The sequence below is a fragment of the Paraburkholderia lebeckiae genome, assembly GCF_050436225.1.
GTDB lineage: Bacteria > Pseudomonadota > Gammaproteobacteria > Burkholderiales > Burkholderiaceae > Paraburkholderia > Paraburkholderia tuberum.
Genome location: NZ_JBNDLU010000002.1, coordinates 3,439,812 through 3,464,789, shown reverse-complemented (window position 1 = coordinate 3,464,789; position 24,978 = coordinate 3,439,812). Strand labels below are relative to the sequence as shown.

Here is a 24,978-nt window from a genome sequence, read left to right as displayed (position 1 = left end):
AACAAGGTGTCGAGAAATGAAAGTATCGAGGAGCGCCAGACGATGAACCTCATGGCTGCATCAGGAACGCCTGTTCGAACGATCATTGCGGATGATCATCCGCTGGTTCTGCTGGCTATAGAAAATCTGATTGGCAACTATCCGAACCTGAAGGTGGTTGGCCGCGCGGCGGATGTCGCCGAACTGTTCATCGAAGTCGATCGCAGTCCTTGCGATATCGTGCTGATGGACCTTTACATGCCAGGAGGGAACAACGACAACCGGTTCGACGTCGTCAGGCAGTTGAAGGCACGCTATCCCAACGTGGCGCTCGTCATTCTGACAATGGAGACGGAGGCGGCGACGCTGCGCAAAGTGATGTCGCTCGGCGTGGATGGGCTGCTGAGCAAACGTGATCGTATCGATCTGATCCACGTGGCGGTGGTCATGGCGCTGGCGCGCGAATGTTTTGTCGGTCCGGCGGTACGCGCCATGCTGGCCGATGTCACGCTGACGCAACGTCTCGACTTCGTGCGCGCCACCCTGTCTCGCCGAGAGTTCGAGGTTTTTACGCAGTACGCGTCAGGACTCGGCGTCACGGAAATCGCCGCGCGGCTGGGACGTAGTGTGAAGACGATCAGCGCGCAGAAGTGCACGGCCATGCGCAAGCTGTCGCTGAATAGCGACGCCGAACTGTTTCGCTTCGCAGTCGAGTATGGCGTAGTGCCAGAAGGGCTTGGTCAAAGCCGTTAACCGGGCGGCAACATACTGCGCAGGCGCGCGGCGAATATATCGGCATAACCAGGGGACACATTTCGTGCGGTATGCCGATCGACACCATAAAAAAGTCACGGAAAAGAATGACAAACAAGATTCACGTCGTCGTGGCAGACGATCACGACTCTATTCGCGCGGGCGTCCGATCTCTGCTGCGCGACAAGCCGAATATCGAAATTGTCGGCGAAGCTGCCGACACCCGTGGTCTCGCGAAGCTGCTCGATGCCTGCGCATGCGACGTCGTCGTGTCGGACATCGGCATGCCGGGACTCGACGGAGACGCCAGCGCAGTGCCGCTATTGCGTCGGCTGCTACGGCGCACGCCGCATCCCCACGTGGTCGTGCTGACCATGATTGGGCGCGCGCATGTGTTGGCCGGCTTGCGCAATATCGGCGTGACTGGAATCGTCGACAAGCGCGACGCCGTGGACGCATTGATCGATGCAATCGAAGCCGTTGCCGCCGGGGGCACCCATTTATCGGAACAGGTTCGGGCCGCACTCGCGGCCGCGGAGCCTGCTCCGCCCCGGCGCGGCGGTGTGATGAGCGCACGCGAGTGGGAGGTGTTTCAACTCTATGTGCGAGGTCTCGCGGTGCACGAGATCGCCACACGTCTGCGACGTAGCGACAAAACCATCAGCACGCAAAAACGCAGCGCGATGCGCAAGCTCGGACTGGAAACAGAAGCCGACCTGATCAACTACGCCACTCAGGTTGGGCTGATATGAGGCGCAGCAATGGTCACAAATTCTTTCTCGATGGCTTTGAGGTAACCCTTATCAGACTTATCTGATTGCCGTGACGTAGGGAGCACCCAATAATCTTGGCCGCCTGTCATTGCGCGCCTTGCGCCGCAACTGCCAAGTGGCGAGTCCGTGATCCGATTACCAATGGATCAGGGGAATCCGGTGCAGACGTCTTCGCGCGATCGTTTGGCGTCTGTGCCTCATACTTGATGGACGGGATAGAGATGGTTGCGCTAGGCAAGCGATTGTGCAGCGAGGGTGTGGGTACGGCATGGCTCGTGTTCGTCGGCTGCGGCAGTACGGTGCTGGACACCACAGGCGTGCTGCAGGCCACTGGCGCGTTGCAAACGTCGTTGGCGTTCGGTCTTGCGCTTGCTATCGGCAGCTATGTCTTCGGCAAGTTTTCCGGCGCGCATTTCAATCCTGCAGTCACCATCGGCCTGACGATCGCGCAGCGCTTTCCCGTGCGTGATGTCTTGCCCTATATCGCTGCGCAAATCTGGGGCGCAATAGTCGCCGCGGCGCTTCTCGCCTACCTCGCCAGCGGCCGGCCAGGTTTCGAACTCTCCGCGAGTGAATTCGCGGCGAACGGCTTCGGCGCTCATTCGCCCGCCGACTATCCATTGCATGCGGCGCTCGTCGTGGAATTCGTGCTGTCGTTCGTGTTCGTCGGAGTATGCCTGCTGGTCGTCGTTCGAAAAGAGGTGGCAACGATTGCGCCGTTCATCACCGGCGCATGTCTGATGCTCGTCTACCTGGTGTCCATTCCGATCACCAATGGAGCGGTCAATCCCGCACGCTCGACCGCGCAGGCGCTGTTCGTCGGCAACTGGGCGCTGGATCAGTTGTGGCTGTTCTGGGCCGCGCCGTTGGCTGGAGCAATCGCGGCTGGCGCGCTGTTTTCGTTTCTGGACGGCGGAGCCGATTCGTCCTCGGTGTCGCTGGTGGACGGGCAGGGTGACGTTTCGTGAGCGAGGGACGGTACTCACCACTTCCGGTCGATGCGGTGCTGACATCGGGGCTGCGGCGTTTGTCGCGGTGTCTGTGGCCGCGCTCGCAACGCTACTCAATGACGCGTTGGCTCGCGTTTTTTCTGCTGGCGGTTACGGATGCGGTCTGCATGGCCGGGCCTGCCGGCGCTGCGTCACAGTCACCCGTAATTTCCGCAGTGGGAGCGGGTTCTTCCGCGTCGTCACCCATTGCATTTCCTGCCAGATTGACGGTCGGCATTCTCGAAGGAGGCTGGGCGCCGTTCGACATTCCGCTGGGCGGCCGGCTCGCCGGCGTCAGCGGCGACCTGTTGCGCGCGCTCGTGGGGCCGAACGTCGTCATCGAGACGAAGAGCTTTCCCGATATGGCCAAGCTGGTCGCCGCGGCTTGCGCCGGCGAGGTCGACCTGCTGACGAGCATAGCGCGCACACCGCAGCGCGAGCGCTGCCTCAGCTTTACGGCTCCTTACTTCCACTCGTTCGCCTCGGCCGTCGTGCGTCGCGACGACACCCGGCATGTGCACCCCACTGACCTCGCTGGCGCGCGTATCGCGATCGAGCGCGGTTTTGCGCGTGAGCGTTTGTTGCGCGCAGGTTTTCCTCGCGCGAGTATCGTCTCGTTCGCGAGCACGCACGAAGCGCTGAACGCGCTACTGCATGGCGATGCAGACGTCTACTTCGGCTTCACGCCGGTCGTGCAATACGAACTGGCGACCGACGCGTATCGCAATTTGCGCGTAGCGTTCGAGCAAGGCGGCAAAGCGCTCGATCTGCGCTTTGCCGTATCGCCTCGCCAGCCTGCTTTGCGCGATCAGTTGAACCGCGCGCTCGTGTCGATGAATCCCGCCGAGACTGCCGCGATACGCGCGCGCTGGCTGTCGGGCAACTTCAACGCGGCGCCCGCGCCGGATGCACCACGCTTCACGTTGACACCGGAAGAGAAGAACTGGCTGCGTTCGCTGCCGCCGTTGCAGGTCGGCTTCGACAACGACTGGGCGCCGTTCAGCTATATTGATTCCGCAGGTCGCCCCGTCGGTCTGACCGCCGATTACCTCGCGTACCTGAGCAGCACGCTCGGTGTCGTGTTCAACCGCGCGCGCATGGCCGACTGGGCCGCCGCCGTTGAAGCGTTCCAGCGTGGCGACCTCGCGATGCTGTCCTCCACATCGAGTCGCGGCGCGCTTCTGGTAGGCGCCGACCATAGCCGTGTGTACGAGAGCGATCCGCTGGTGATCGTCGGGCGGAGCGGCGCGCCGCCCCCATGCTCGTTCGACGACATCACGTCGTGCCGCGTTGTGATGTCGCCGCACGTGGCCGGCTCGGTGCCGCTCGCGTTGGAAGCGGTGCCGGTCGATCACATCGTTGTCGCGGCGAGCCTGGGCGATGCGCTGCGCATGGTCGTGAGCGGCGAGGCCGACGTGCTGGTCGGCAACGCGGCCGCGATCAACGTGCAACTGCGGCAGCACTACGTCGGCGCGCTCAGGGTGCTCGACTCGCTCGGCGAATCCGACTCGTTGTATTTTGCTGTGCGCGAGGATCTGAGCCCGCTCGTCAAGCTGATCGATCGCGCGTTGCAGGCGATGCCGGCAGCCGAAAAGCAGCGCATCCGGCGCAAGTGGGTGAGTCCCGCCGCGCCGGACAACGCCGTGTGGAGCGTGACCGCGGTGCGGCTGCTGCCGGTGCTGATCGGCATCGGCGTCGTGCTGCTGGTCACGTTGCGCGCGTACGTGCTGCTGCAACGCGAAGTCCGGCTACGCAAGCAGACCGAGCGCGAACTCGCACTGCAATTGAACTTCCAGGAAACGATGATGAAGACGGTGCCGTATCCGCTCATCGCGAAAGGCCTGGACGGACGGTACATCGCGATCAACGAGGCCTATGAGAAAGCGTGCGGGCTGGAGCGGAAGGACGTGCTCGGGCGCACGACGACCGAGGTCGGCACATGGGGTGACGCAAACAGCCGCGTGCTCGACGACATCACGGGCGAGATCCTGCGCGGCGGCGGCATCGCGAAAGTCGAACTCGAGTTCGAGGACGGCGCTGGCGAGACGCGGCATGGGATTTTCTGGACGAGCGTCTGCGAGGCCAGCGATGGGCATCCGGCGTACGTGCTTGGCACGATGGTCGACATCACCGACATCCGGCGCGCTGAAATGCGCGCGAGCGAAACCGAACGGCGCCTGTTCGACGTCACGCGCTCGTTGCCCGCCGTCGTGTTCCAGTTGCGGCGCTCGCCGTCCGGCGCGTATTCCTTCCCGTACATCGGCGGCGACACGCGGCATCTGCTCGGCGAGGGTGATTGGCATGGGGGGGCACGAGTCGATTTCCAACGAGTGTCGGAGCTGGATCGGCCGCGCGTTGTCGCCGGGCTGGAGCGCTCCGCGAGCTGTGCCTCCCCAGTGCATATGGAGTTCCGCCTGGAAAACGCCGGTCAACTAAAGTGGGTGCGGGCCGAGCTGGTGCCGCGGCGAGAAGCCGATGGCAGCGTCGTTTGGAGCGGCTATTGGGTCGATGCGAGCGTCGAGCGCGCGCGTTCGGAGGAACTCGCGCGGGCACGCGATGTGGCCGAGGCGGCCTCGCGCGCGAAGGACGACTTCTTCGCGATGATGAGCCACGAAATCCGCACCCCGATGAACGGTGTGCTCGGTCTCGTCGAAGTGCTCGAGCGCACGCCGCTCAGTACCGATCAGAGCGAAATGCTCGGCATGATCCATGAGTCGGCGGGCGCGCTGCTGCAGATTCTCGATGATTTGCTCGATTATTCGAAGATCGAGGCGGGGCGGCTCACGCTCGAAGCCGAGCCGATCGATCTGCGCGAGCTCGTCGATAACGCGGTCGGCCTGCTTGCGGGGCGCGCCCACGAAAAAGGGCTGAAAGTGCGCGTCGACATCGCGACCGACGCCGCAGCGACGCTCCGTGGCGACAGCGTGCGTCTGCGCCAGATTCTGTTCAATCTGCTCGGCAATGCGATCAAGTTCACGCCGAAGGGCGAGGTGGGTGTGAGCGTAGCGGTCGTCGAAGATCGCGCGGAGTCGCAGACGTTGGAGCTGACCGTTGAGGACACCGGCATCGGCATCGCGCCGGACGTGCAGGCGGGCCTGTTCGAGCCGTTCGTGCAGGCCGAGTCGTCCACCACGCGGCGCTTCGGCGGCACGGGCCTTGGGCTGACGATCTGCCGCAAGCTGATCGACCTGATGAACGGCACGCTCGCGCTGCGCAGCGAACCCGGCCACGGCACGAGGATGATCGTGCGGCTGACGATGCCGATCGTCGAACAGCGTTATTCGATCAACGGTCTGCGCGGCAAAAGCGCCGTCGTGATCACGCGAGATCCGCGCATCGGCCGAGCCCTCGTACACTTCGGCGAGGCGCTCGGGCTCGAACTGCGCAGCCTCTCGGCCGCTGCGGCGACGCAGGGCAAAAGCGACGTGCTGAGCCGCGCGGATCTGCTGTTCGTCGGCGAGGACGTCACGTTGCCCGTACAGATCGGCGCAAATGCGCGTGTCGTCACGCTGACCGAAAAACCGAAGCCGACGGGTTACCGCATCCTCGACGACAAGGTGCGCGTGAGCGTCAATCCGATTTCGTGGCGCGGCCTCGGCGCCGCATGCGCGGCCGCGATGACGGGCCTGTCGTCGATGTCCCCGATGACACCGCGAGCGACAGGCGTGCCGTTCTCGACCGATGGCGTCGCGCCGCGGCTCGATCGTGAACGCGCGATCGCGAGCGGGCGACTGATTCTTGTCGCGGAAGATCACCCAGTCAATCAGGAGTTGATCCGCCATCAACTCGCCCTGCTGGGGTTCGCGTGCGACGTCGCGAACGACGGCGCCGAAGCGCTTCTCGCACTGGAGCGCACGAGCTATGGCTGCCTGATCACGGACTGTCACATGCCGAACCTGTCCGGTTACGAACTGACTCGCCGTATCCGCGAAGCGGAGGCACTGCGCGGCGGCGCGCAGCGTCTGCCGATACTTGGCATCACGGCCAACACCGCGCCCGACGACCTGAGTTTGTGTCGCGAAGCCGGCATGGACGACAGTCTGATCAAGCCGACTCGGCTCGCCACGTTGCGCGACTACCTGAGCCGCTGGTTTGGCACCGACACCGTTCGGCACCCCGCGCCGGCAGAAACATGCGGTCGCGAATCGTCTGCGCTGGCCGGCGAGCGGCAGATCATTCGGCGCGTCGGTGTCGAACCGTACGTGCCCATCGAACTGGCACACATGACGCAGTTATGGGGAAGCGGGTCGACGGTCAAGGCGTTGCTCGGTTCATTCGTCTCGTCGATGCGCGAAGACTTCAACGCGCTTGCGACGTTACTCGAACGCGAAGACATGGGGCGGGTGCCCGAGTGGCTGCATCGGGTGATGGGGGCGGCCAGCGTGCTGCAGTATCAGCCACTCGTACACGCGCTCGAAGCCTATCGTCGCGACATTGTCGCGAAGTCGGCCGAGCAGTTGCGTAACGAGGGGCATGCGCTAATCCGCCAATGCGAGGCGATGCTCGATGGCATCGAACAGCAGGCCGCATTGCTCGCCGAGCGGGCGGCGGGCGGTGACCTCGCGCGAATACGCGGCCGATTCAAACGGCCGCGACCAAAATCGGGACGAAAAAAAACGCGGCCGAAGCCGCGTTAAAGGTTTGGAGACATCCTTCGATGAAGGAGTCACTTCTCGCAAATCGAAGCATACCAGGAATAGCGTCATTTATTTATTACAAATCGCGCAATTAACTTTTCGATTAAATCGATTAAAACGATTTCGCGCTACGTTTTCGCCTGTATTTTAGGCATATTTGACGAACGCCTTTGCGCATTGCGCAGTTTGCCCATCGGGCCTTCTGTTTTAATCACAGTCCGGTTCGAATTAAGGCGGCCCGCGCAAGCCACCACCCCAACCTCACCGGCTCCAAATGATTTGCACTAGTATGTGGAAGCTCCGCACGGCCGGCACGGGTGCCGCGGCGGCGCGTCAATGTCCGGAGAAGACCATGGTTTCGCTGCGAAAATTGAATCTGGCCGTAGTGGTGTGGGCGCTTGCGTCGGGCGCTGCGTTCGCGGATACGGTTGCGCTGAAGGCGAATCTCCAGCCGTCGAGCGAAGTGCCGCCGCGCGTGAGTCACGGGCACGGCATGCTGAATGCGACCTTCGACACCGCCACCCAATCGCTGCAGTGGACTGTTACTTACGAAGGCTTGAGCGGTCCGGTCACCGCCGCGCATTTCCACGGTCCCGCGCCGGTTGGCCAGAACGGGAAGGTCCAGGTGCCGATCGAGAAGAATGGCCTCGCGAGTCCGATCAAAGGCACGGCGAAGCTGACCGAGCAGCAGGTCACGGATCTGATGGCGGGGCAGTGGTACTTCAATGTTCATACCGCGCAGAATCCGACGGGCGAAATTCGCGGGCAGGTGTTGCCGGCGAACTAGGCGTGGGCCTCGCGTGGGCCGAGCGCGCGTGCCGCGGCCACAAGCAGCTTCACACCGTTAGAACCCGCCAACCGACGGCGTCCCCGCCACTGCCCGTACCATGACGGGACTTCAACGAAGGAGCATGTCCCGATGAGTTGGCAAAGCGCGCTCGCTTGCTGGTATTTGCGCAGGCAGTTCCGGCCCGAAACCCTCAAACCGTCCATCAACGTCGAAAGGGCGCGCGCGCTGACCGCGAAGCGGGTGTGGTCGCCACGCGCGCCGCGCGGCTGGCATCTTCGCGAAACGTATGGCGCGGCCGACGCGCCGCTCGTCGGGGAATGGCTGGAACGCGTGGACGGCGGCACGGCCGGCGGCGCGGAGCCGACGGTCCTGTATTGCCACGGCGGAGGCTACTACTTCTGCTCGCCGCGCACGCATCGGTCGCTAACGTTCGCTCTCGCTACCCGCGCCGACGCGCGGCTCTTCTCCCTCGACTACCGCCTCGCGCCCGAGCATCGCTTTCCGGCCGCGCTCGACGACGCCACCGCCGCCTATCGACAACTGCTCGCGATGGGCATCGCACCGAGCTCGATCGTGGTCGCCGGCGACTCGGCCGGCGGCGGCCTCGCGCTCGCCACGCTGGTCGCGCTGCGCGACGCCGGCGCACCGATGCCCGCTGGCGGCCTGCTGTTCTCGCCGTGGACCGATCTGGCGACGACCGGCGCGAGCCTTCGCACCAACGACAGCGTCGATCCGATGTTCTGTGGCGCCTCGATCGAGCGCGCGGCCAAGGTCTATCTCGGCGACGCGCCGGCCACGCATCCGTACGCGTCGCCGGTCTATGCGGACCTGCGCGGTCTGCCGCCGCTGTTCTTGCAGGCGGGCAGCACCGAGGTGCTGCTCGACGACGCGCGCCGCGTCGCCGACAACGCACGCGCGGCAGGAGTCGATTGCGAATGCGAGGTGTGGAAAAACCTGCCGCACGTGTGGCCGATGTTCGCGCCGTTCATGCCGGAGGCGAACCGCGCGCTCGATCGCGCGGCCGCGTTCGTGCGACGCGCGACGAGCCGCGCCGCGAACAGGGCTCAGGCGTCGAGCGTGACGTCGAGCGTCCGATAGACGGCTTCGATCATTTGGTGGCCGTATTGCCGCTCGAGCCGCCGCACGGTGAAGTGCCCGTGCGCGACCTGCTGGAAGTGATCGATAAACACGGTGTTGACCATCGCGCCGAGCACCGCGCCGATCGCGGGAATCGATTTGGCAGCGATCTGTTCGCTGACCTGCACCGAAAAGCGCGCGGCGATCGCGTTGAGCAGCCGCAGCAGCGCCGCCGAGCCGTGGGTCGTAAAGCCCTTGCTGGCTACCTCGGACGACGCCTTCGACACCGCCTGCGCTAGCGCGCCGCGCATGAAGAAGTAGCCGAGGTCGGCGTCGTCGTCCTCGCTCGATGTACCGCCCATGCCGAGCACGGTCAGGCATTGCAGCTGCGTGTCGACCGAGCTTAGGTCCTCGCCCTCGCTGCGCGCGATGTCGCAGATCGAGCGGAACATCAGCGTAGTCGTGACCGGCAGCTCGACCGGCAGCGCGACCAATCCAAACGCGCCGCCGGCCGCGCCGGTGGTCGCGACCGCGAACTTGTGCAGCAGGTTGTTCGGCTTGTCAGGCGCGAGAAGCTTGGCGTCGTCGCGCCGGCCGAGCGTGCGTAGCGCGATCGACAGACATTTGCGCAACGCGGCCTGCGTCGCATCGGACACTTTTTGGTTGGCGAACGCCGGAATGCGCGACAGCAGCTTCTCGATCGGCGCGCCGACGACGCTCGCGAGCTTCATCGTGAGCGCGGGGCTTTCGAGTTGGTGTTTCGCGCGCCGCAGCGCGGCGAGATCCTGCTCCGATAAGGATGGTGCTGCGAGCGAACTCGGCTGCATGGGCCTCCCTGGCATGTCGTGTCCTGGATACTTCAAGGTCAGTCTACCGCGTTGCAAGACGCGTTCCGTCCCGGTTGGAACGTCCCACCGTGATATGATTCCCAATCTTTTGACACGTCAACTTTTGCTCCATCAAAAATGGCTGTCCATACCGCCGCCCACCATTCGAGTGGGCAAGTCTTACCATTCCGCGAATCCCTGCTGGCCATGCTCGGCATCTCGTTCGTCACGATGCTGGTCGCACTCGACCAGACCGTGGTCGGCACCGCGCTGCCCACCATCGTGTCCGAACTCCGAGGCTTCGAGTTGTACGCATGGGTCGCAACCTCGTATCTGCTGACCTCGGTGATCACCGTGCCGATTTTCGGGCGGCTCGGCGATTATTACGGGCGCAAGCCATTCGTGATTGCATCGATCGTCGTGTTTACCGGCGCCTCGGTGCTGTGCGGCGCGGCCAACAACATGCTGTTTCTCGTGCTCGCGCGCGGGTTGCAGGGCATTGGCGGCGGCATGCTCGTCGGCACCGCGTTCGCATGCATTCCCGATCTGTTCCCCGATTCCGTCGTGCGGCTGCGCTGGCAGGTGCTGATGAGCTCGGCGTTCGGGATCGCCAATGCGGTCGGCCCGTCGCTCGGCGGTTTTCTCACGCAGTACTACGGCTGGCGCTCGGTGTTCTATGTGAATTTGCCGGTCGGGCTGCTGTCGCTGTTTTTCGTCTGGCGTTTCCTGCCGCATCTGCGACACGTCGAACATACCGGAAAAATGCGGCTCGACTGGCCCGGCGCGCTGCTGATCGCGATCGCGCTTGGCTCACTGCAGCTGTCCGTCGAATTGCTGCCGAAGCACGGCATCACGCTGAGCGCGTTCGCGCTGCTCGGGCTCGCCGTCGCGTCGGCCATCTCGCTGTGGAAATGGGAAAAGCGCTGCCCGACCGCGATCCTGCCCGTCGACATGTTCCGCAACCGCAGTCTGGCCGCGCTGTTCACGCTGGCCGTGCTCGGCGGCTTCACGATGTTCTCGCTGCTGTTCTACGCACCGCTGCTGTTCCAGGGCGGCTTCGGCATGTCGCCGAAAGAGGCGGGCCTCGTGATCACGCCGCTCGTCGTGTTCATCACGATCGGCAGTATCGCGAACGGGCGTGTCGTGTCGCGGGTGAAGAATCCGAACCTGATGCTGTACATCGGCTTTGCGATGGTCGCGCTGTCATGCCTTGGCATCGTCGTCGCGACCCGTTCGATGCAGCAATGGGTGCTGATGTCGTTCATGGTCGTCGGGGGCCTCGGGCTCGGCTTCGTGATGCCGAACCTGACGATCTTCGCGCAGCAGACCGCGGGCCGCGAACACCTCGGCATCGCGACCGCGCTGCTGCAGTCGCTGCGGATGATCGGTGGCATGATCGGCACGGCGCTGACCGGCACGCTCGTGACCCACATGTACAAGAGCGGTGTGCGCAATGCGCTCGAAGGCGCGGGCGCGTCGCACTGGTTCGCCGATCTCGGCGATCCGCAGATTCTGATCAACCGCGATGCGCAGACCACGCTCGTCAATCAGTTGACGCACGCGGGCCACAACGGCGCGATGCTGCTCGAAAGCGCGCGCGAGTCGCTGGTCGGGGCGATTCATCTGGGTCTCGCGATGGCCGCGGTGATCGCCGTCGTGTCGGTGTGGCAAACCCGCCGCGTTCCGCGGGTCAAGCTGCAGCGCAAGCTCGAGCCGGTGATTCACGCAGATTGATTTTTGGACTTGGTGTTGGACGGGCAGATTATGGAAGAACAGGACCGCGTTGCAGTCATGCAGCAATTTGGTCGCACCTATCGGGCGTTCATGTCGGCATTCGAGGCCCAGGTGGGGCATCCGTTGCCACGCTGGCGCATTCTGCTCGCGCTGCGAGAGCAGGCCGGCGAGTCGTCGCAGAAGCGGCTCGTCGAGCGGTTGCGCGTCGATCCTGGCGCGCTCACGCGACAGCTGAAGGCGCTCGAAGGGTTGGGCTGGATCGCGCGCAGCATGGATACGCGCGATAACCGCGTGACCAACGTGCGCCTGACCGAAGCGGGCAACACCGCGACCGAAGCGAGCCTGCCGCGTCGCAATGCGTTCTTGCACGACACGATGGCCGGGTTGCCGGATGAGGCGCTCGCGGCATTGTCGGGCGCGCTGAAAATGTTGGAGACGCGCATCGGCGAGGTGACGGCCAACGCCAGCGCCGCGACCGTGGCCGCCGCACCGCAGGAGACCGCTGGCGACGAGGCGGCGCAACGCATGTGATCGCTACTTCGCACGTGGCGATAAAAAAGGCTGTGAGCCCAAGGGCGCACAGCCTTTTTCTTTAGCGGAACAGATCGCGCTTCAGTCAGCGCGGCGTGGTCCGATCAGAAGAACGTCTCGATCACTTCCTTCACGCGATACTGCGGATCGACGACCAGCACCTGCTTCCACTTGTCGAACGTCAGGCACGGATGCGAGATGTCGAACGCGATCATGTCGCCCACTTTAAGATCGGCGCCGGCGGGAATCCGCAGATACGCGTGCTGGTCCATCAGACCGAAGATTTCCCAGCCTTCGCTCGCGGCGATGTCGCGGGGCGCTTGCTGGCCCGGGCGATAGTGGCGCGCCGGCTCCGGCATGCCTGCGTCGAACGCGGAGTCGCGTTTGCCGAGGCCGATGATCGCGCGATCCGGCTCGGGAATCGACTGCACGTACGCCCACAATTGCAGTGCCGGCAGCAAGCCTTCGCCCATTTTCTTCGCGACAGGATTGCGCTTGAAGATGTCAGTCTGCGCCTTGCGATAGATGCCGACGTCGTGCGTCAGATAGCAGCCCGGGCGCAGCACGACCTCGACCTTGCCGGTTTGCGTCGCCTGCGCGAACTCTTCGGCGACCACGTCGTACCACGCCGATCCCGCGCCCGATAGCACAGCGGGCGAGCGCGCGAAACGCCCTTGCTCGACGAGCTCGCGCGTGACCGCGACCGCGCCTTGCAGGAACGCGCGCACTTCGGGTTCTTCCTTCAGCACGCCTTCGTACAGTTCGACTCCTGCGAGCTTCAGCACGTCCGGATAGCGCGCGATCGCGTCCAGCACCGCGTTGCGCTGCGCTTCGTCGCGCACGCCGGTGCGTCCGCCCGGCACGCCGAGTTCGAGCAGCACCTGCAGCGACTTCTTCACCGAGGTGAAGAATTCGCCGAGTTGCTCGACGCCCTCAGCCGAATCGACGAGGCAGAAGAATTCGAAATCCGGATCGCTGAGTAATTCGGCGATCATCATCATGTTGTGACGGCCCACCAGCTGATTCGCCATCAGGATGCGCGAGACGCCGCCGTGGTACGCCGCGCGCACCTGATGAGCGGTGGCGAGCGTGATGCCCCACGCACCGGTTTCGAGCTGACGGCGAAACAGTTGCGGCGCCATCGTGGTCTTGCCGTGCGGCGCGAGCTTGACCCCGTATTCGGCAACGAACGCTTGCATCCACTTCAGGTTGTGCTCGACGCGATCCTCGTACAGTACGGCAGCCGGCAGGCTGACGTCCTCGGCGAGCAGGTTCCACTCGAGGCGCGCGGCGTCCTTCAACTGGACGCTCGTGCCCGGAACCATGCCCAAGCCCTTGCTATAAGGATCAATCGTCGCGCCCTGATAGTTTGTAACTTTCATGTCTCCGTGCTCCATCGTCCGGGTAAATTGAGTCAGATTTGACTTTACCATGTTATCGAAAGTACGATGTCTGAAAGAATGTTATTTAGTACCATGGGTTTCGAAGGCCCCCGGAGGGCCGCGAAAGCCGTGCCGCGAACCCCACCGCCTGCCATGAACCGTAGCGCCGAACCGCTCGCTTTCGACATCGTCGCGCGCATTGCCGAGTGCGCGCCAGAGTTGCGCTCGGCCGAACGCAAGGTCGCCGCGCTGATCCTCGACGATCTGACCGGCGCGTCGCGCGCGAGCATCGGCGCGCTGGCACAGCAGGCCGAGGTCAGCATCGCGACCGTCACGCGCTTCGCGAAGGCGGTCGGCTGCCGCGACGTGCGCGAACTCAAGCTGCGGCTCGCGCAGGCGGCCGCGGTCGGTCAGCGGTTTCTCGAGCGCGACACCGCAAGCGACGCACCCGAGCCGATCGCCACGCGGGTCTTCGACGAGCTGCAAACGGCGCTCGCGCACAATCATCAACTGCTGCGCCAGGCGCCGCTCGCCGAAGCGGCGGCCGCGCTGCGCAATGCGCGCATGATCTACGTGTTCGGCATGGGCGGCGGCTCGACCGCGCTCGCTGACGAAATGCGTTTCAGGCTCGTGCGCCTCGGCCGCCCGGTCGCAACCTATCAGGACGGGCTGTTGCAGCGCATGGTGGCGAGCACGGTGTCGCGCGAGTGCGTCGTGATCGCGCTGTCCACCACGGGGCGCGTGCCCGAGATGGTCGAGAACTGCAAGATCGCGCGCAGCTACGGTGCGACGGTGGTCGCGCTGACCGCGCCCGCGTCGCCGCTGGCGAAGCTCGCCAACTGGCTGATCCCGATCGTCGCGTTCGAAACCGATTTCATCTACAAGCCGTCGTCGTCCCGTTACGCGATGATGATGGCGCTCGATGTGCTCGTCACCGAACTTGCCGTCAGTCAGGGCGACGAGAGCCGCGAATTGCTGCGCCGCATGAAGCACGCGCTCGACACGCACCGCGGCGGCGGCGATCGACAACCGTTAGGAGATTGATCCATGCATTCGCATCCCGAAGCCGCCGACACGCTGATCGTCGGCGCGCAACTGTACGACGGCACGGGCGCGCCGCCCGTCGAGCGCGACGTGGCGATCCGCGACGGGCGCATCGCCGCGATCGGCAATCTGTCGAACTGGCTCGCCGAAGAGGTGATCGAGGCCGACGGGCGCGCGCTCGCGCCGGGCTTCATCGACGTACACACGCACGACGACACGCATGTGATCCGCTCGCCGCAGATGCTGCCCAAGATCACCCAGGGCGTGACGACGGTGATCGTCGGCAATTGCGGGATCAGCGCGTCGCCGGTATCGCTGAAGGGCGATCCGCCCGATCCGATGAACCTGCTCGGCGAGCGCGACGCGTTCCAGTACCCGACCTTCGCCGACTATGTGAACGCGGTGAACGCCGCGCGGCCGGCGGTGAACGTCGGCGCGCTGATCGGCCACACGGCGTTGCGTAATAACCAGATGGACCGGCTCGATCGCGCGGCGACTGCCGAGGAAATCGAGCGCATGTGCGCGCAGCTCGAGGAAGCGCTCGCGCACGGCGCGCTCGGTCTCAGCTCGGGGCTCGCATACGGTTCGGCGTTCGCCGCGCCGACCGAGGAAGTGATGGCGCTCGCCGAGCCGCTCGCGGCCGCGGGCGCGCTGTACACGACCCATATGCGCACCGAGTTCGACGCGATTCTCGAGGCGATGGACGAGGCCTACCGCGTCGGACGTCATGCGCGTGTGCCGGTCGTGATCTCGCATCTGAAGTGCGCGGGGCCGTCGAACTGGGGGCGCAGCGTCGAAGTGCTGAAGTCGCTCGAAGGCGCGCGCGGCGGGCAGCCGGTCGGTTGCGACTGCTATCCGTACAACCGCAGCTCGTCGACGCTCGATCTGAAGCAGGTGACAGGCGACATCGACATCACGATCACGTGGTCCGAGCCGCATCCGGAAATGGCGGGCAAGCTGATCAAGGAAGTCGCGGCCGAATGGGGCGTCTCGCAGCAGGAGGCGGGCAAGCGCCTGCAACCGGCCGGCGCGGTCTATCACAACATGTCCGAAGACGACGTGCGGCGCATCCTGTCGCATCCGGCTACGATGGTCGGTTCCGACGGCCTGCCGAACGACCCGCTGCCGCATCCGCGACTGTGGGGCGCGTTTCCGCGCGTGCTCGGTCACTATGCGCGCGATGCCGCTTTGCTGCCGCTCGAGGAAGCGGTGCGCAAGATGACGAGCCTGTCCGCGCGCCGCTTCGGACTCGCGCAACGCGGCGAAGTGCATATCGGCTATCACGCCGACCTCGTGCTGTTCGATCCGGCGAAAGTGCATGACGTGGCGACGTTCGACAAGCCCCAGCAGCCCGCTGCCGGCATCGACGCGGTATGGGTCAACGGCGTGCTGTCGTATCGCGATGGCGCGGTGACGGGCGAGCGGGCTGGCCGGTTCGTCACGCGCGGCGCGCCGTCGAAGGGCGATGCGCAGGGCGCGTTCTGATTTTTTATCGATTGATGGCGGCACGCGCGGCGAGGGCGCCGCGCGTGCCCGACTTTTTAAGGAGTGTGACGATGAAGCGATATGGCGTGGAAGGCGGAAAGGGAACGGGCGGTCAGGTGATGCCGTTCGCGCGCGCGGTCGAGGCGGACGGCTGGCTGTTCGTGTCGGGCCAGACGCCGATGGAAAACGGCGAAGTGATCAACGGCGGCATCGTCGAGCAATCGCACAAGGCGATCCAGAACGTGTTCGCGATCCTGAAGGAAGCGGGCTATGGCGCCGAGCACGTCGTGCGTTGCGGCGTGTGGCTCGACGACCCGCGCGACTTCGCGTCGTTCAACAAGGTGTTTCGCGAGTATTTTGGCGAGAATCCGCCGGCGCGCGCGTGCGTGGTGTCGTCGATGGTGATCGACTGCAAGGTCGAGGTGGATTGCGTCGCTTATAAGAAGCCGGCGGCCTGATCGCTTTGATGGCTTTCATGTGACGAGGGCGCCGCAGGTCGTAATGGCCTGCGGTGCCCTCGTCGCGTTTACCGCTGTTTTTTTTCTTGGAATTACTGCCGCGCGAGCCGCATGTTGTCCGGCATCGGCAGGTTGTAGTTGGTGCGGAACGGGTTGATGTCGAGCCCGCCGCGACGCGTGTAGCGCGCATAGGCGGCGAGCTTCAGCGGTTTGCACATCTTCATGATGTCGACGAAGATTCGCTCGACGCATTGCTCATGAAACCCGGTGTGATTGCGGTACGAGATGATGTATCGCAAGAGGCCCGCGTGATCGATCTGCGAGCCTGTGTAGTGGATCTGCACGCTGCCCCAGTCCGGCTGACCGGTCACCGGGCAGTTCGACTTCAGCAGGTTCGAGAACAGCGTTTCCTCGACCGGCGCTTCGTCGTGCGCCGCGCTCAAAAGTGACGCGTCCGGCTGATAGACGCTCGCCTCGAGTTCCAGCCGGTCGAGCGACAGGCCGTCGAATTCTTCCATTTTCAGCTTGCCGAATTCGTGCGGTGTGCTCAGATGTACCGACACGGTCGCGCCGCACGACGCGGACACGTCGCGCCTGATCGTGTCGCGTACGCTCTCGGCCGAGGCGAACGCAGTCTGCGCGAACGAGCCCAGATACAGCTTGAACGATTTCGACTCGACGATGTTCGGCGAGTCGGCCGGCACGAAGAACGTCGCGACCGCGATCTGCGGCTTGCCGCGCGCGTTCAGCCACGACAGCTCGTAGGCGTTCCAGATGTCGGTGCCGAAAAACGGCAGTCGCGCGGTAATGCCGATCGCCTCGCGCGCATGGCTGCGCGCAATCGGAAACAGCAGCGTCGGATCGTATTGTTCGGTGTAAGTCGAGGACTTGCCGAGCGGGGATTGTTCGGGTGTCATGATGCGTTCACGATGCCACTCAGCACGTGCCCTGTCGCCGTTACGACGCGGGCCGATTCGCAGTGGCCGATCTGGTCGTCGAAGAAAAAGTCGGGCTCGAACTCGCGCAGAAATGCGCTTTTGTCGAGGCCGCCGAGGAACATCGCTTCGTCGATTTCGATGTTCCATGCCATCAGGGTGCGGATCGCTCGCTCATGCGCGGGCGCCGAGCGCGCCGTCACCAGCGCCGTGCGAATGCGCATCGGCGCGGCCGCGTCCGCGAGTTTTTGCAACCGGTGCAGTGCTTCGAGCAGCGGCTTGAGCGGACCGTCCGCGAGCGGCAGATGCTTGTTGTCGATCTCGTGACCGACGAACGCGCGCAGGCCGTCTTGCTGGAAGATGCGTTCCGCTTCGTCGGAAAACAAGACCGCGTCGCCGTCGAACGCAATGCGGATTTCGTCCGGGTACTTGCTCGCCATTTTCGCCGATTCCGGCAACACGCGTGCGGCTGGGAAGCCAGCGGCGAGCGCATCGCGCACGTCCTGCTGATTCGCCGACAAAAACAGCGAAGCGTTCAGCGGCTTCAGATAACCGAACGGCGCTCGGCCGCGCGTGAACACGCCGCGCTCGATCGCGAGCCCGTGTTCGCGGCAGGAATGAAACGCGCGCAGACCGCTGATCGGATCGCTGCGCGACAGGATCACCACTTCGACGCGATGACCGCCGGCGTTCAGCGCAAGCAGCTTGCGGATCAGCGGAAACGCGACGCCCGGTTTCGCGGGCACGTTCAGACGCTCGCGCTGCAACGCTTCGTAAGCCTTCAGGTCGCCGGCCTCGTAGACACGGTTCTCTTCCTCGAAGTCGAACAGCGCGCGCGACGAGATTGCGACCACCAGTTTGTCGACGAGCGAAAGCGCCATCGTTGCGTTCCGGTTCGAAGAGATCAGGCGAGAAATAGACGATAGACAGGGTTTTTCGTCTCTTCCCAGCACGGATAGCCGAGCGTTTCGATGAAGCGCTCGAACGCCGCATGGTCGCTCCCGGGCACCTGAATGCCGACCAGAATCGAGCTGTAGTCCGCGCCCTGGTTGCGGTAGTGGAACAGGCTGATGTTCCAGTTCGGCGCCATCGACGACAGGAATCTCATCAGCGCGCCCGGACGCTCGGGAAACTCGAAGCGAAACAGTCGTTCGTCGCGCGCGAGCGGCGAGCGGCCGCCGACCATGTAGCGGATGTGCTGCTTCGACAGTTCGTCGAAGGTCAGGTCGACGGTGGCAAAACCGTGCGCTTCGAAGGCGCCGGCGATCTGCGCCGATTCGCTGCGATTGCGGATCTGCACGCCGACGAAAATATGCGCCGAGTTCGCGTCGGCGATCCGGTAGTTGAACTCGGTGACGCTGCGCGTGCCGAGCAGCTCGCAGAAGCGCCTGAAGCTGCCGCGCTCTTCGGGGATCGTCACCGCGAATACCGCTTCGCGCGCTTCGCCTACTTCCGCGCGTTCGGCGACGAAGCGCATGCGGTCGAAGTTCATGTTCGCGCCCGATGTGATCGCGATCAGCGTCTGGTTCTCGATGCCTTCCCGTTCGGCATACTGCTTGGCGCCGGCCACCGCGAGCGAGCCCGCCGGTTCGAGCACGCTGCGCGTGTCCTGGAACACGTCCTTGATCGCGGCGCACAGCGCATCGGTGTTCACCAGGAGCACTTCGTCGAGATATTCGCGGCACAGACGGAAGGTTTCTTCGCCGACGAGCTTCACCGCGGTGCCGTCGGAGAACAGGCCCACTTCGTTCAGCGTCACGCGCTCGCCCGCCTTCAACGATGCGGCCATCGCGCACGAATCATCGGTCTGCACGCCGATCACCTTGATCTCGGGGCGCACCGATTTCACGTATGCGGCGACACCAGCCGCGAGACCGCCGCCGCCGATCGGCACGAAGATCGCGTGAATCGGGCCCTGGTGCTGGCTGAGGATTTCCATCGCGACGGTGCCCTGGCCGGCGATCACGTAGGGATCATCAAACGGATGCACGAAGGTCAGGCCGCGCTCTTGCTGCAGCTTGACCGCGTGACCATAGGCGTCGCTATACGACTCACCGAACTGCACGACCTCGACGGTCGGCCCGCCGTGCGTGCGGATCGCGTCGACCTTGAGCTGCGGCGTCGTCACCGGCACGACGATGATCGCCTTCACGCCCATGCGTGCCGCCGACAACGCCACGCCCTGCGCATGATTGCCCGCCGACGCGGTGATCACGCCGCGACTGAGCGCCTCGGCCGGAATATGCGCCATCTTGTTGTATGCGCCGCGCAGCTTGAACGAGAACACCGGCTGATTGTCCTCGCGCTTCAGATAGACCGGGTTGCGCAGCCGCGCCGACAGGTTCGGCGCGCGTTCGAGTTCGGTCTCGCGCGCCACGTCGTAGACGCGCGCGGTCAGGGTCTTTTTCAGGTAGTCGTGGGAAGCCATGCGGGTGGCGCGGTGCGCTGTTAAGACGGGAAAACGTCAATGATAGCGCCAACGGTGCCCGCTCCGGCCGTTCCGCGCGCGCCGGGGAAGGGTGGCACGCCCCTAGCCCGGCCTTTTGTGAACGTTTGTGAACTGCATGATCGAAGTTTGCCAAGCCGTCCGGTCGGCCAATGAGACGGCGTGCGAAATTGCGCCAAACTCACCGCCAAATCCCCCGAACCCCCGCCGCCGCCCCGATTCCCGCCGGCAACGCGTGGCAGGATGATGCGGTAGAATTCCATTTTGGAATAAGGATCGGAAGATGCACTGGCAGCCTCGGATCGCCCATTTAATGCCCGTTCCGCGCGAATCGTGCCCCGCGGCGGAGCGGCATATCCGCCGCGCGCGATCGTGTAGCTGTCTCTGAGCGCCGCGAAGCGACTGCCGTGAGTTGGCCGCCGGTCGTGTTCGCGCCCCTGGAAGCCCTAGAAGATTTCAAGCATTGCGCCCCACGCGCATTGTTGGCCGACGCCTCGTGACGAGCGCGCCAGGCCGACCTACCGAGTCGTCCAAACATGAACGCACCTCAAGTTTTCGATCCGCACGGCGCCGCCGCGGTGGCCGCCGATCCCGAAGCGCGTCTGCGCGAAATTCCTTACAACTACACGTCGTTCTCCGACCGCGAAATCGTCATCCGGCTGCTCGGCAACGAAGCCTGGGATGCGCTCGCCGAATTGCGCGCCGAACGCCGTACCGGCCGCTCGGCGCGCATGCTGTACGAAGTGCTCGGCGACATCTGGGTCGTGCGCCGCAATCCGTATCTTCAGGATGACCTGCTCGACAATCCGAAGCGCCGCGCGCTGCTGATCGAGGCGCTCAATCACCGTCTCGCCGAAATCGAAAAGCGCCGCCGCGCCGATCTGCGCGAACACGGCGACGAAGCCGGCGTCGATCGCGCCGCGCGCGTCGAAAAGCTGGTGCAGGCCGCGCGCCGCGCGATCGACCAATTCGCCAGCGAATTCCAGCAGACCTACGACCTGCGCCGCCGTTCTACGCGCGTGCTCGGCAAGGTCACGCAGAAAGACAACATCAAGTTCGACGGCCTGTCGCGCGTCTCGCACGTGACCGACGCGACCGACTGGCGCGTCGAATACCCGTTCGTCGTGCTGACGCCGGACTCCGAGGCCGAAATCGCCGGCATGATCAAGGCCTGCTTCGAACTCGGCCTGACCGTGATTCCGCGCGGCGGCGGCACCGGCTACACGGGCGGCGCGGTGCCGCTCACGCCGTTCTCGGCCGTCATCAACACCGAAAAGCTCGAACAGCTCGGCCCGGTTGAAATGACCGAATTGCCGGGCGTCGATCGCAAGGTGGCGACGATTTTCTCGGGCGCGGGCGTCGTCACCCGACGTGTGACCGAAGCGGCCGAGCAGGCCGGCTTCGTGTTCGCGGTCGACCCGACCTCGCTCGACGCGTCCTGCGTCGGTGGCAACGTCGCGATGAACGCGGGTGGCAAGAAGGCGGTGCTGTGGGGCACGGCGCTCGACAACCTCGCGTGGTGGCGCATGGTCGACCCGGAAGGGAACTGGCTCGAAGTCACGCGTCTCGAGCACAACATGGGCAAGATCCACGACATTGAAGTCGCACGTTTCGAGCTCAAATGGTTCGACGGCAACTACGCGCCGGGCGAGAAACTGCTGCGCACCGAAGCGCTGGACATCAAGGGCCGTGTGTTCCGCAAGGAGGGCCTCGGCAAGGACGTCACCGACAAATTCCTCGCCGGTCTGCCGGGCGTGCAGAAGGAAGGCTGCGACGGCCTCATCACGTCCGCGCGCTGGGTGCTGCACAAGATGCCTGCGCATACGCGCACCGTCTGTCTCGAGTTCTTCGGCCAGGCGCGCGAGGCGATCCCGAGCATCGTCGAAATCAAGGACTATCTGTTCGAGACCTCGCGCCAGGGCGGCGCGATTCTGGCCGGCCTCGAGCATCTGGACGAGCGCTATCTGCGCGCGGTCGGCTATGCGACCAAGAGCAAACGCAACGCGTTCCCGAAGATGGTGCTGATCGGCGATATCGTCGGTAACGACGCGGACGCGGTCGCGCAGGCCACCTCCGAAGTCGTGCGCATGGCCAACGGCAAGAGCGGCGAAGGTTTCGTCGCCGTCAGCGCCGAGGCCCGCAAGCGCTTCTGGCTCGACCGCAGCCGTACGGCCGCGATCGCAAAGCACACCAACGCGTTCAAGATCAACGAAGACGTCGTGATTCCGCTCGACCGCATGGGCGAATACACGGACGGCATCGAGCGCATCAACATCGAGCTGTCGCTGAAGAACAAGCTGCAACTGGTCGACGCGCTCGAAGCGTTCTTCAAGGGCGGCAAGCTGCCGCTCGGAAAGAGCGACGACGCGAACGAAATTCCGAGCGCCGAGCTGCTCGAGGATCGCGTGCAGCAGGCGCTCGACCTGCTCGCGCGTGTGCGCACGCGCTGGGAATTCGTGCGCGGCAAGCTCGACCTGTCGCTGCGCGAGGCGCAGCACTACCTGGTCGGCCTCGGCTACGAGTCGCTCGCCGAAAAGTTCGCTGATCGCGTCGACGCGCAACCTGACGCAACCGTATTCCACCTCGCGCAGGACCGCACGATTCGCGTGTCGTGGAAGCAGGAAATCCGCGCCGAATTGCGGCAGATTTTCAACGGCGGCGAGTTCGAGCCGATTCTCGACGAAGCCCAGGCGATCCACAAGCAGGTGCTGCGCGGCCGTGTGTTCGTCGCGCTGCACATGCACGCGGGCGATGGCAACGTCCACACGAACCTGCCGGTCAACTCCGATAACTACGAGATGCTGCAGGACGCGCACACGGCGGTCGCGCGCATCATGAAGCTCGCGCGTTCGCTCGACGGTGTGATCTCCGGCGAGCACGGCATCGGCATCACGAAGCTCGAATTCCTGACCGACGACGAGATCGGCGAATTCCGCAAGTACAAGCAGCGCGTCGATCCACATGGCCGCTTCAACGCGGGCAAGCTGCTCGAAGGCGCGGACCTGCGCAACGCGTACACGCCGAGCTTCGGCCTGATGGGCTACGAATCGCTGATCATGCAGCAGTCCGATATCGGCGCGATTTCCGAGTCGATCAAGGACTGTCTGCGCTGCGGCAAGTGCAAGCCCGTCTGCGCGACGCACGTGCCGCGCGCGAACCTGTTGTACAGCCCGCGCAACAAGATTCTCGCCACGTCCTTGCTGGTCGAGGCGTTCCTGTACGAAGAGCAGACGCGCCGCGGCGTGTCGATCAAGCACTGGGATGAGTTCAACGACGTCGCCGATCACTGCACTGTCTGCCACAAGTGCGTGACGCCGTGCCCGGTGAAGATCGACTTCGGCGACGTGACGATGAACATGCGCAACCTGTTGCGCAAGATGGGCAAGAAGAAGTTCAACCCGGGCAACGCCGCGGGCATGTTTTTCCTGAACGCGACCAACCCGCAGACCATCAACCTCGCGCGCACCGCGATGATGGGCGTCGGCTACAAGGCGCAGCGCCTCGGCAACGAAGTGCTGAAGAAGTTCGCGAAGAAGCAGACCGCGCATCCACCCGCCACGGTCGGCAAGCCGGTGATCACGCAGCAGGTGATCCACTTCATGAACAAGAAGATGCCGGGCAACCTGCCGAAGAAGACCGCGCGCGCCTTGCTCGATATCGAGGACAACAAGATCGTCCCGATCATCCGCAATCCGAAGACGACCACCGCCGACACCGAAGCGGTGTTCTACTTCCCGGGCTGCGGCTCCGAGCGGCTGTTCTCGCAGGTTGGTCTCGCGACTCAGGCAATGCTATGGGAGGCGGGCGTGCAGACCGTGCTGCCGCCGGGTTACCTGTGCTGTGGCTATCCGCAGCGCGGCTCGGGCCAGTACGACAAAGCCGAGCAGATCGTCACCGACAACCGCGTGCTGTTCCACCGCGTCGCCAATACGCTGAACTACCTCGACATCAAGACGGTGGTGGTGTCGTGCGGCACGTGCTACGACCAGCTCGCCGGTTACGAATTCGAAAAGATCTTCCCGGGCTGCCGGATCATCGACATCCACGAGTATCTGCTGGAAAAAGGCATCAAACTCGATGGCGTGAACGGCGTGCGCTACATGTACCACGACCCGTGCCATTCGCCGATCAAGACGATGGACCCGGTCAAGCTCGTCAATCAGCTGATGGGTTCGGAGCAGGACGGCTACAAGATCGAGAAGAACGACCGCTGCTGCGGCGAATCGGGCACGCTCGCGGTCACGCGTCCCGACATCTCGACCCAGGTGCGCTTCCGCAAGGAAGAAGAAATCCGCAAGGGCGCGGCGAAGCTGCGCGGCATCCCTCTCGTCGCCGAAGCGGGCGCGAACGCGATCAATCCGGCCAATGCATCGGCCGGCGCCGCGGGCGCGCCGAACGGTTCGGTGCTGAAGGCCGGCGACGGTCCGCAGCCTAATCAGGGAAACGCGGGTTCGACCGACGTCAAGATCCTTACGAGCTGCCCGTCGTGCCTGCAAGGGCTGTCGCGTTACAACGAAGACGCGGGTACCGAGGCGGACTACATCGTGGTCGAGATGGCACGTCACGTGCTCGGTGAAAACTGGATGGCGGACTACGTTCAACGGGCGAACAATGGCGGAATCGAGCGCGTGCTGGTTTAATGGCACGACCAACGATTTTTGCCGAGGACGACGATGGACTGCGTTTTTTGCCGTGAAGACGGCGGCGATGTGCTGTGGCAGGGCGACGCGCTGCGAGTCGTCCTCGCCGACGAACACGACTACCCGGGCTTTTGCCGGGTCATCTGGAACGCTCACGTTGCCGAGTTTTCGGATCTTTCTGCCGACGAGCGCGATCACGTGATGAAGGCCGTGTACGCGGTCGAGCGTGCGCAGCGACGCGTGATGCAGCCCGCGAAGGTCAATCTCGCGAGCCTCGGCAACCAGGTGCCGCACGTGCACTGGCACGTGATTCCGCGTTTCTCGAACGACGCGCATTTCCCCCTGCCGATCTGGGCGCCGCGCCAGCGCACGGTGTCCGAAGCGATGTTGTCGTCGCGCCGCGCGCAAGCCACGCTGCTGCGCGAAGCCGTGCGGCAGGAAATCGAACAGGCGCTGGGCTGAGCGTCGCTGAATCCGTCGCCGCGCATCGCCGGACTG

Annotated in this window: 18 protein-coding genes; 13 read left to right on the top strand and 5 right to left on the bottom strand. The window is 64.3% G+C overall.

The genetic code is table 11. The features are described from left to right. Positions 1-42 precede the first annotated feature (42 nt). The 6 genes from OKW45_RS30520 to OKW45_RS30495 all read left to right on the top strand — a co-directional run bounded on the left by OKW45_RS30520 (position 43) and on the right by OKW45_RS30495 (position 9,019). Positions 43-732, top strand: coding sequence for a response regulator (locus OKW45_RS30520; protein ID WP_429472792.1), 690 nt, complete (start codon positions 43-45; stop codon positions 730-732). Between the two features lie 107 nt (positions 733-839). Beyond that, positions 840-1,484 carry a response regulator gene (locus OKW45_RS30515; protein WP_429472791.1) on the top strand — a complete coding sequence of 215 codons (645 nt, stop codon included), beginning with the start codon at positions 840-842 and terminating at the stop codon, positions 1,482-1,484. Between the two features lie 242 nt (positions 1,485-1,726). Further along, positions 1,727-2,473: an aquaporin Z gene (gene aqpZ / locus OKW45_RS30510; protein WP_429472790.1), complete on the top strand. Its 747-nt coding sequence runs from the start codon at positions 1,727-1,729 to the stop codon at positions 2,471-2,473. 98 nt (positions 2,474-2,571) lie between these two features. After that, positions 2,572-7,131 (top strand): ATP-binding protein, encoded by a 4,560-nt coding sequence (locus tag OKW45_RS30505; RefSeq protein WP_429472789.1) that lies wholly within the window; start codon positions 2,572-2,574, stop codon positions 7,129-7,131. Between the two features lie 352 nt (positions 7,132-7,483). After that, positions 7,484-7,918 carry a CHRD domain-containing protein gene (locus tag OKW45_RS30500; RefSeq protein ID WP_429472788.1) on the top strand — a complete coding sequence of 145 codons (435 nt, stop codon included), beginning with the start codon at positions 7,484-7,486 and terminating at the stop codon, positions 7,916-7,918. A gap of 132 nt (positions 7,919-8,050) precedes the next feature. After that, positions 8,051-9,019 (top strand): alpha/beta hydrolase, encoded by a 969-nt coding sequence (locus tag OKW45_RS30495; protein ID WP_429472787.1) that lies wholly within the window; start codon positions 8,051-8,053, stop codon positions 9,017-9,019. Here OKW45_RS30495 and OKW45_RS30490 read toward each other — a convergent pair. Further along, a complete protein-coding gene (locus OKW45_RS30490) occupies positions 8,986-9,825 on the bottom strand; it encodes an EcsC family protein (RefSeq protein WP_429472786.1) in 840 nt (279 codons plus the stop codon). The genes OKW45_RS30495 and OKW45_RS30490 overlap by 34 nt on opposite strands. Positions 9,826-9,963: 138 nt before the next feature. Between OKW45_RS30490 and OKW45_RS30485 the strand changes: the two genes are divergently transcribed. Together OKW45_RS30485 and OKW45_RS30480 are read left to right on the top strand one after the other, a co-directional pair. After that, positions 9,964-11,559 (top strand): MDR family MFS transporter, encoded by a 1,596-nt coding sequence (locus OKW45_RS30485; RefSeq protein WP_026225595.1) that lies wholly within the window; start codon positions 9,964-9,966, stop codon positions 11,557-11,559. A 30-nt stretch (positions 11,560-11,589) separates the two neighbouring features. Beyond that, positions 11,590-12,090: a MarR family winged helix-turn-helix transcriptional regulator gene (locus tag OKW45_RS30480; RefSeq protein ID WP_429473392.1), complete on the top strand. Its 501-nt coding sequence runs from the start codon at positions 11,590-11,592 to the stop codon at positions 12,088-12,090. Positions 12,091-12,194: 104 nt separating this feature from the next. Here the strand turns inward: OKW45_RS30480 and OKW45_RS30475 are convergent, their stop codons facing one another. Beyond that, complete coding sequence (locus OKW45_RS30475; RefSeq protein ID WP_429472785.1) at positions 12,195-13,472, bottom strand: amino acid deaminase; 1,278 nt, start codon at positions 13,470-13,472, stop codon at positions 12,195-12,197. Positions 13,473-13,625: 153 nt separating this feature from the next. Here OKW45_RS30475 and OKW45_RS30470 point away from each other — a divergent pair, with 153 nt between their 5' ends. The 3 genes from OKW45_RS30470 to OKW45_RS30460 all read left to right on the top strand — a co-directional run bounded on the left by OKW45_RS30470 (position 13,626) and on the right by OKW45_RS30460 (position 16,459). Further along, positions 13,626-14,516 (top strand): MurR/RpiR family transcriptional regulator, encoded by an 891-nt coding sequence (locus OKW45_RS30470; RefSeq protein WP_429472784.1) that lies wholly within the window; start codon positions 13,626-13,628, stop codon positions 14,514-14,516. A gap of 3 nt (positions 14,517-14,519) precedes the next feature. After that, complete coding sequence (locus OKW45_RS30465) at positions 14,520-16,001, top strand: N-acyl-D-amino-acid deacylase family protein (RefSeq protein WP_018419387.1); 1,482 nt, start codon at positions 14,520-14,522, stop codon at positions 15,999-16,001. A 71-nt stretch (positions 16,002-16,072) separates the two neighbouring features. Beyond that, positions 16,073-16,459 carry a RidA family protein gene (locus OKW45_RS30460; RefSeq protein WP_008923846.1) on the top strand — a complete coding sequence of 129 codons (387 nt, stop codon included), beginning with the start codon at positions 16,073-16,075 and terminating at the stop codon, positions 16,457-16,459. Between the two features lie 92 nt (positions 16,460-16,551). On the opposite strand, the gene queF is transcribed toward OKW45_RS30460, so the two are convergent. Genes queF through ilvA form a run of 3 tightly spaced genes read right to left on the bottom strand, consistent with a single transcriptional unit; the run spans position 16,552 to position 19,822 of the window. Next, on the bottom strand, positions 16,552-17,376 hold the full coding sequence (gene queF / locus OKW45_RS30455) for an NADPH-dependent 7-cyano-7-deazaguanine reductase QueF (protein WP_429472783.1): 825 nt from the start codon (positions 17,374-17,376) through the stop codon (positions 16,552-16,554). After that, on the bottom strand, positions 17,373-18,275 hold the full coding sequence (locus tag OKW45_RS30450; protein ID WP_018419389.1) for a 5'-nucleotidase: 903 nt from the start codon (positions 18,273-18,275) through the stop codon (positions 17,373-17,375). The genes queF and OKW45_RS30450 overlap by 4 nt, the downstream gene beginning before the upstream one ends. Before the next feature lie 23 nt (positions 18,276-18,298). Beyond that, the gene (gene ilvA, locus OKW45_RS30445) at positions 18,299-19,822 is read right to left on the bottom strand and encodes a threonine ammonia-lyase, biosynthetic (protein WP_429472782.1); all 1,524 of its coding nucleotides are present in this window, start codon (positions 19,820-19,822) and stop codon (positions 18,299-18,301) included. A gap of 554 nt (positions 19,823-20,376) precedes the next feature. Between ilvA and OKW45_RS30440 the strand changes: the two genes are divergently transcribed. Both OKW45_RS30440 and OKW45_RS30435 read left to right on the top strand, forming a co-directional pair. Further along, the gene (locus OKW45_RS30440) at positions 20,377-24,480 is read left to right on the top strand and encodes a DUF3683 domain-containing protein (protein ID WP_018419391.1); all 4,104 of its coding nucleotides are present in this window, start codon (positions 20,377-20,379) and stop codon (positions 24,478-24,480) included. 33 nt (positions 24,481-24,513) lie between these two features. Next, on the top strand, positions 24,514-24,942 hold the full coding sequence (locus tag OKW45_RS30435) for an HIT family protein (protein ID WP_018419392.1): 429 nt from the start codon (positions 24,514-24,516) through the stop codon (positions 24,940-24,942). Positions 24,943-24,978 lie beyond the last annotated feature (36 nt).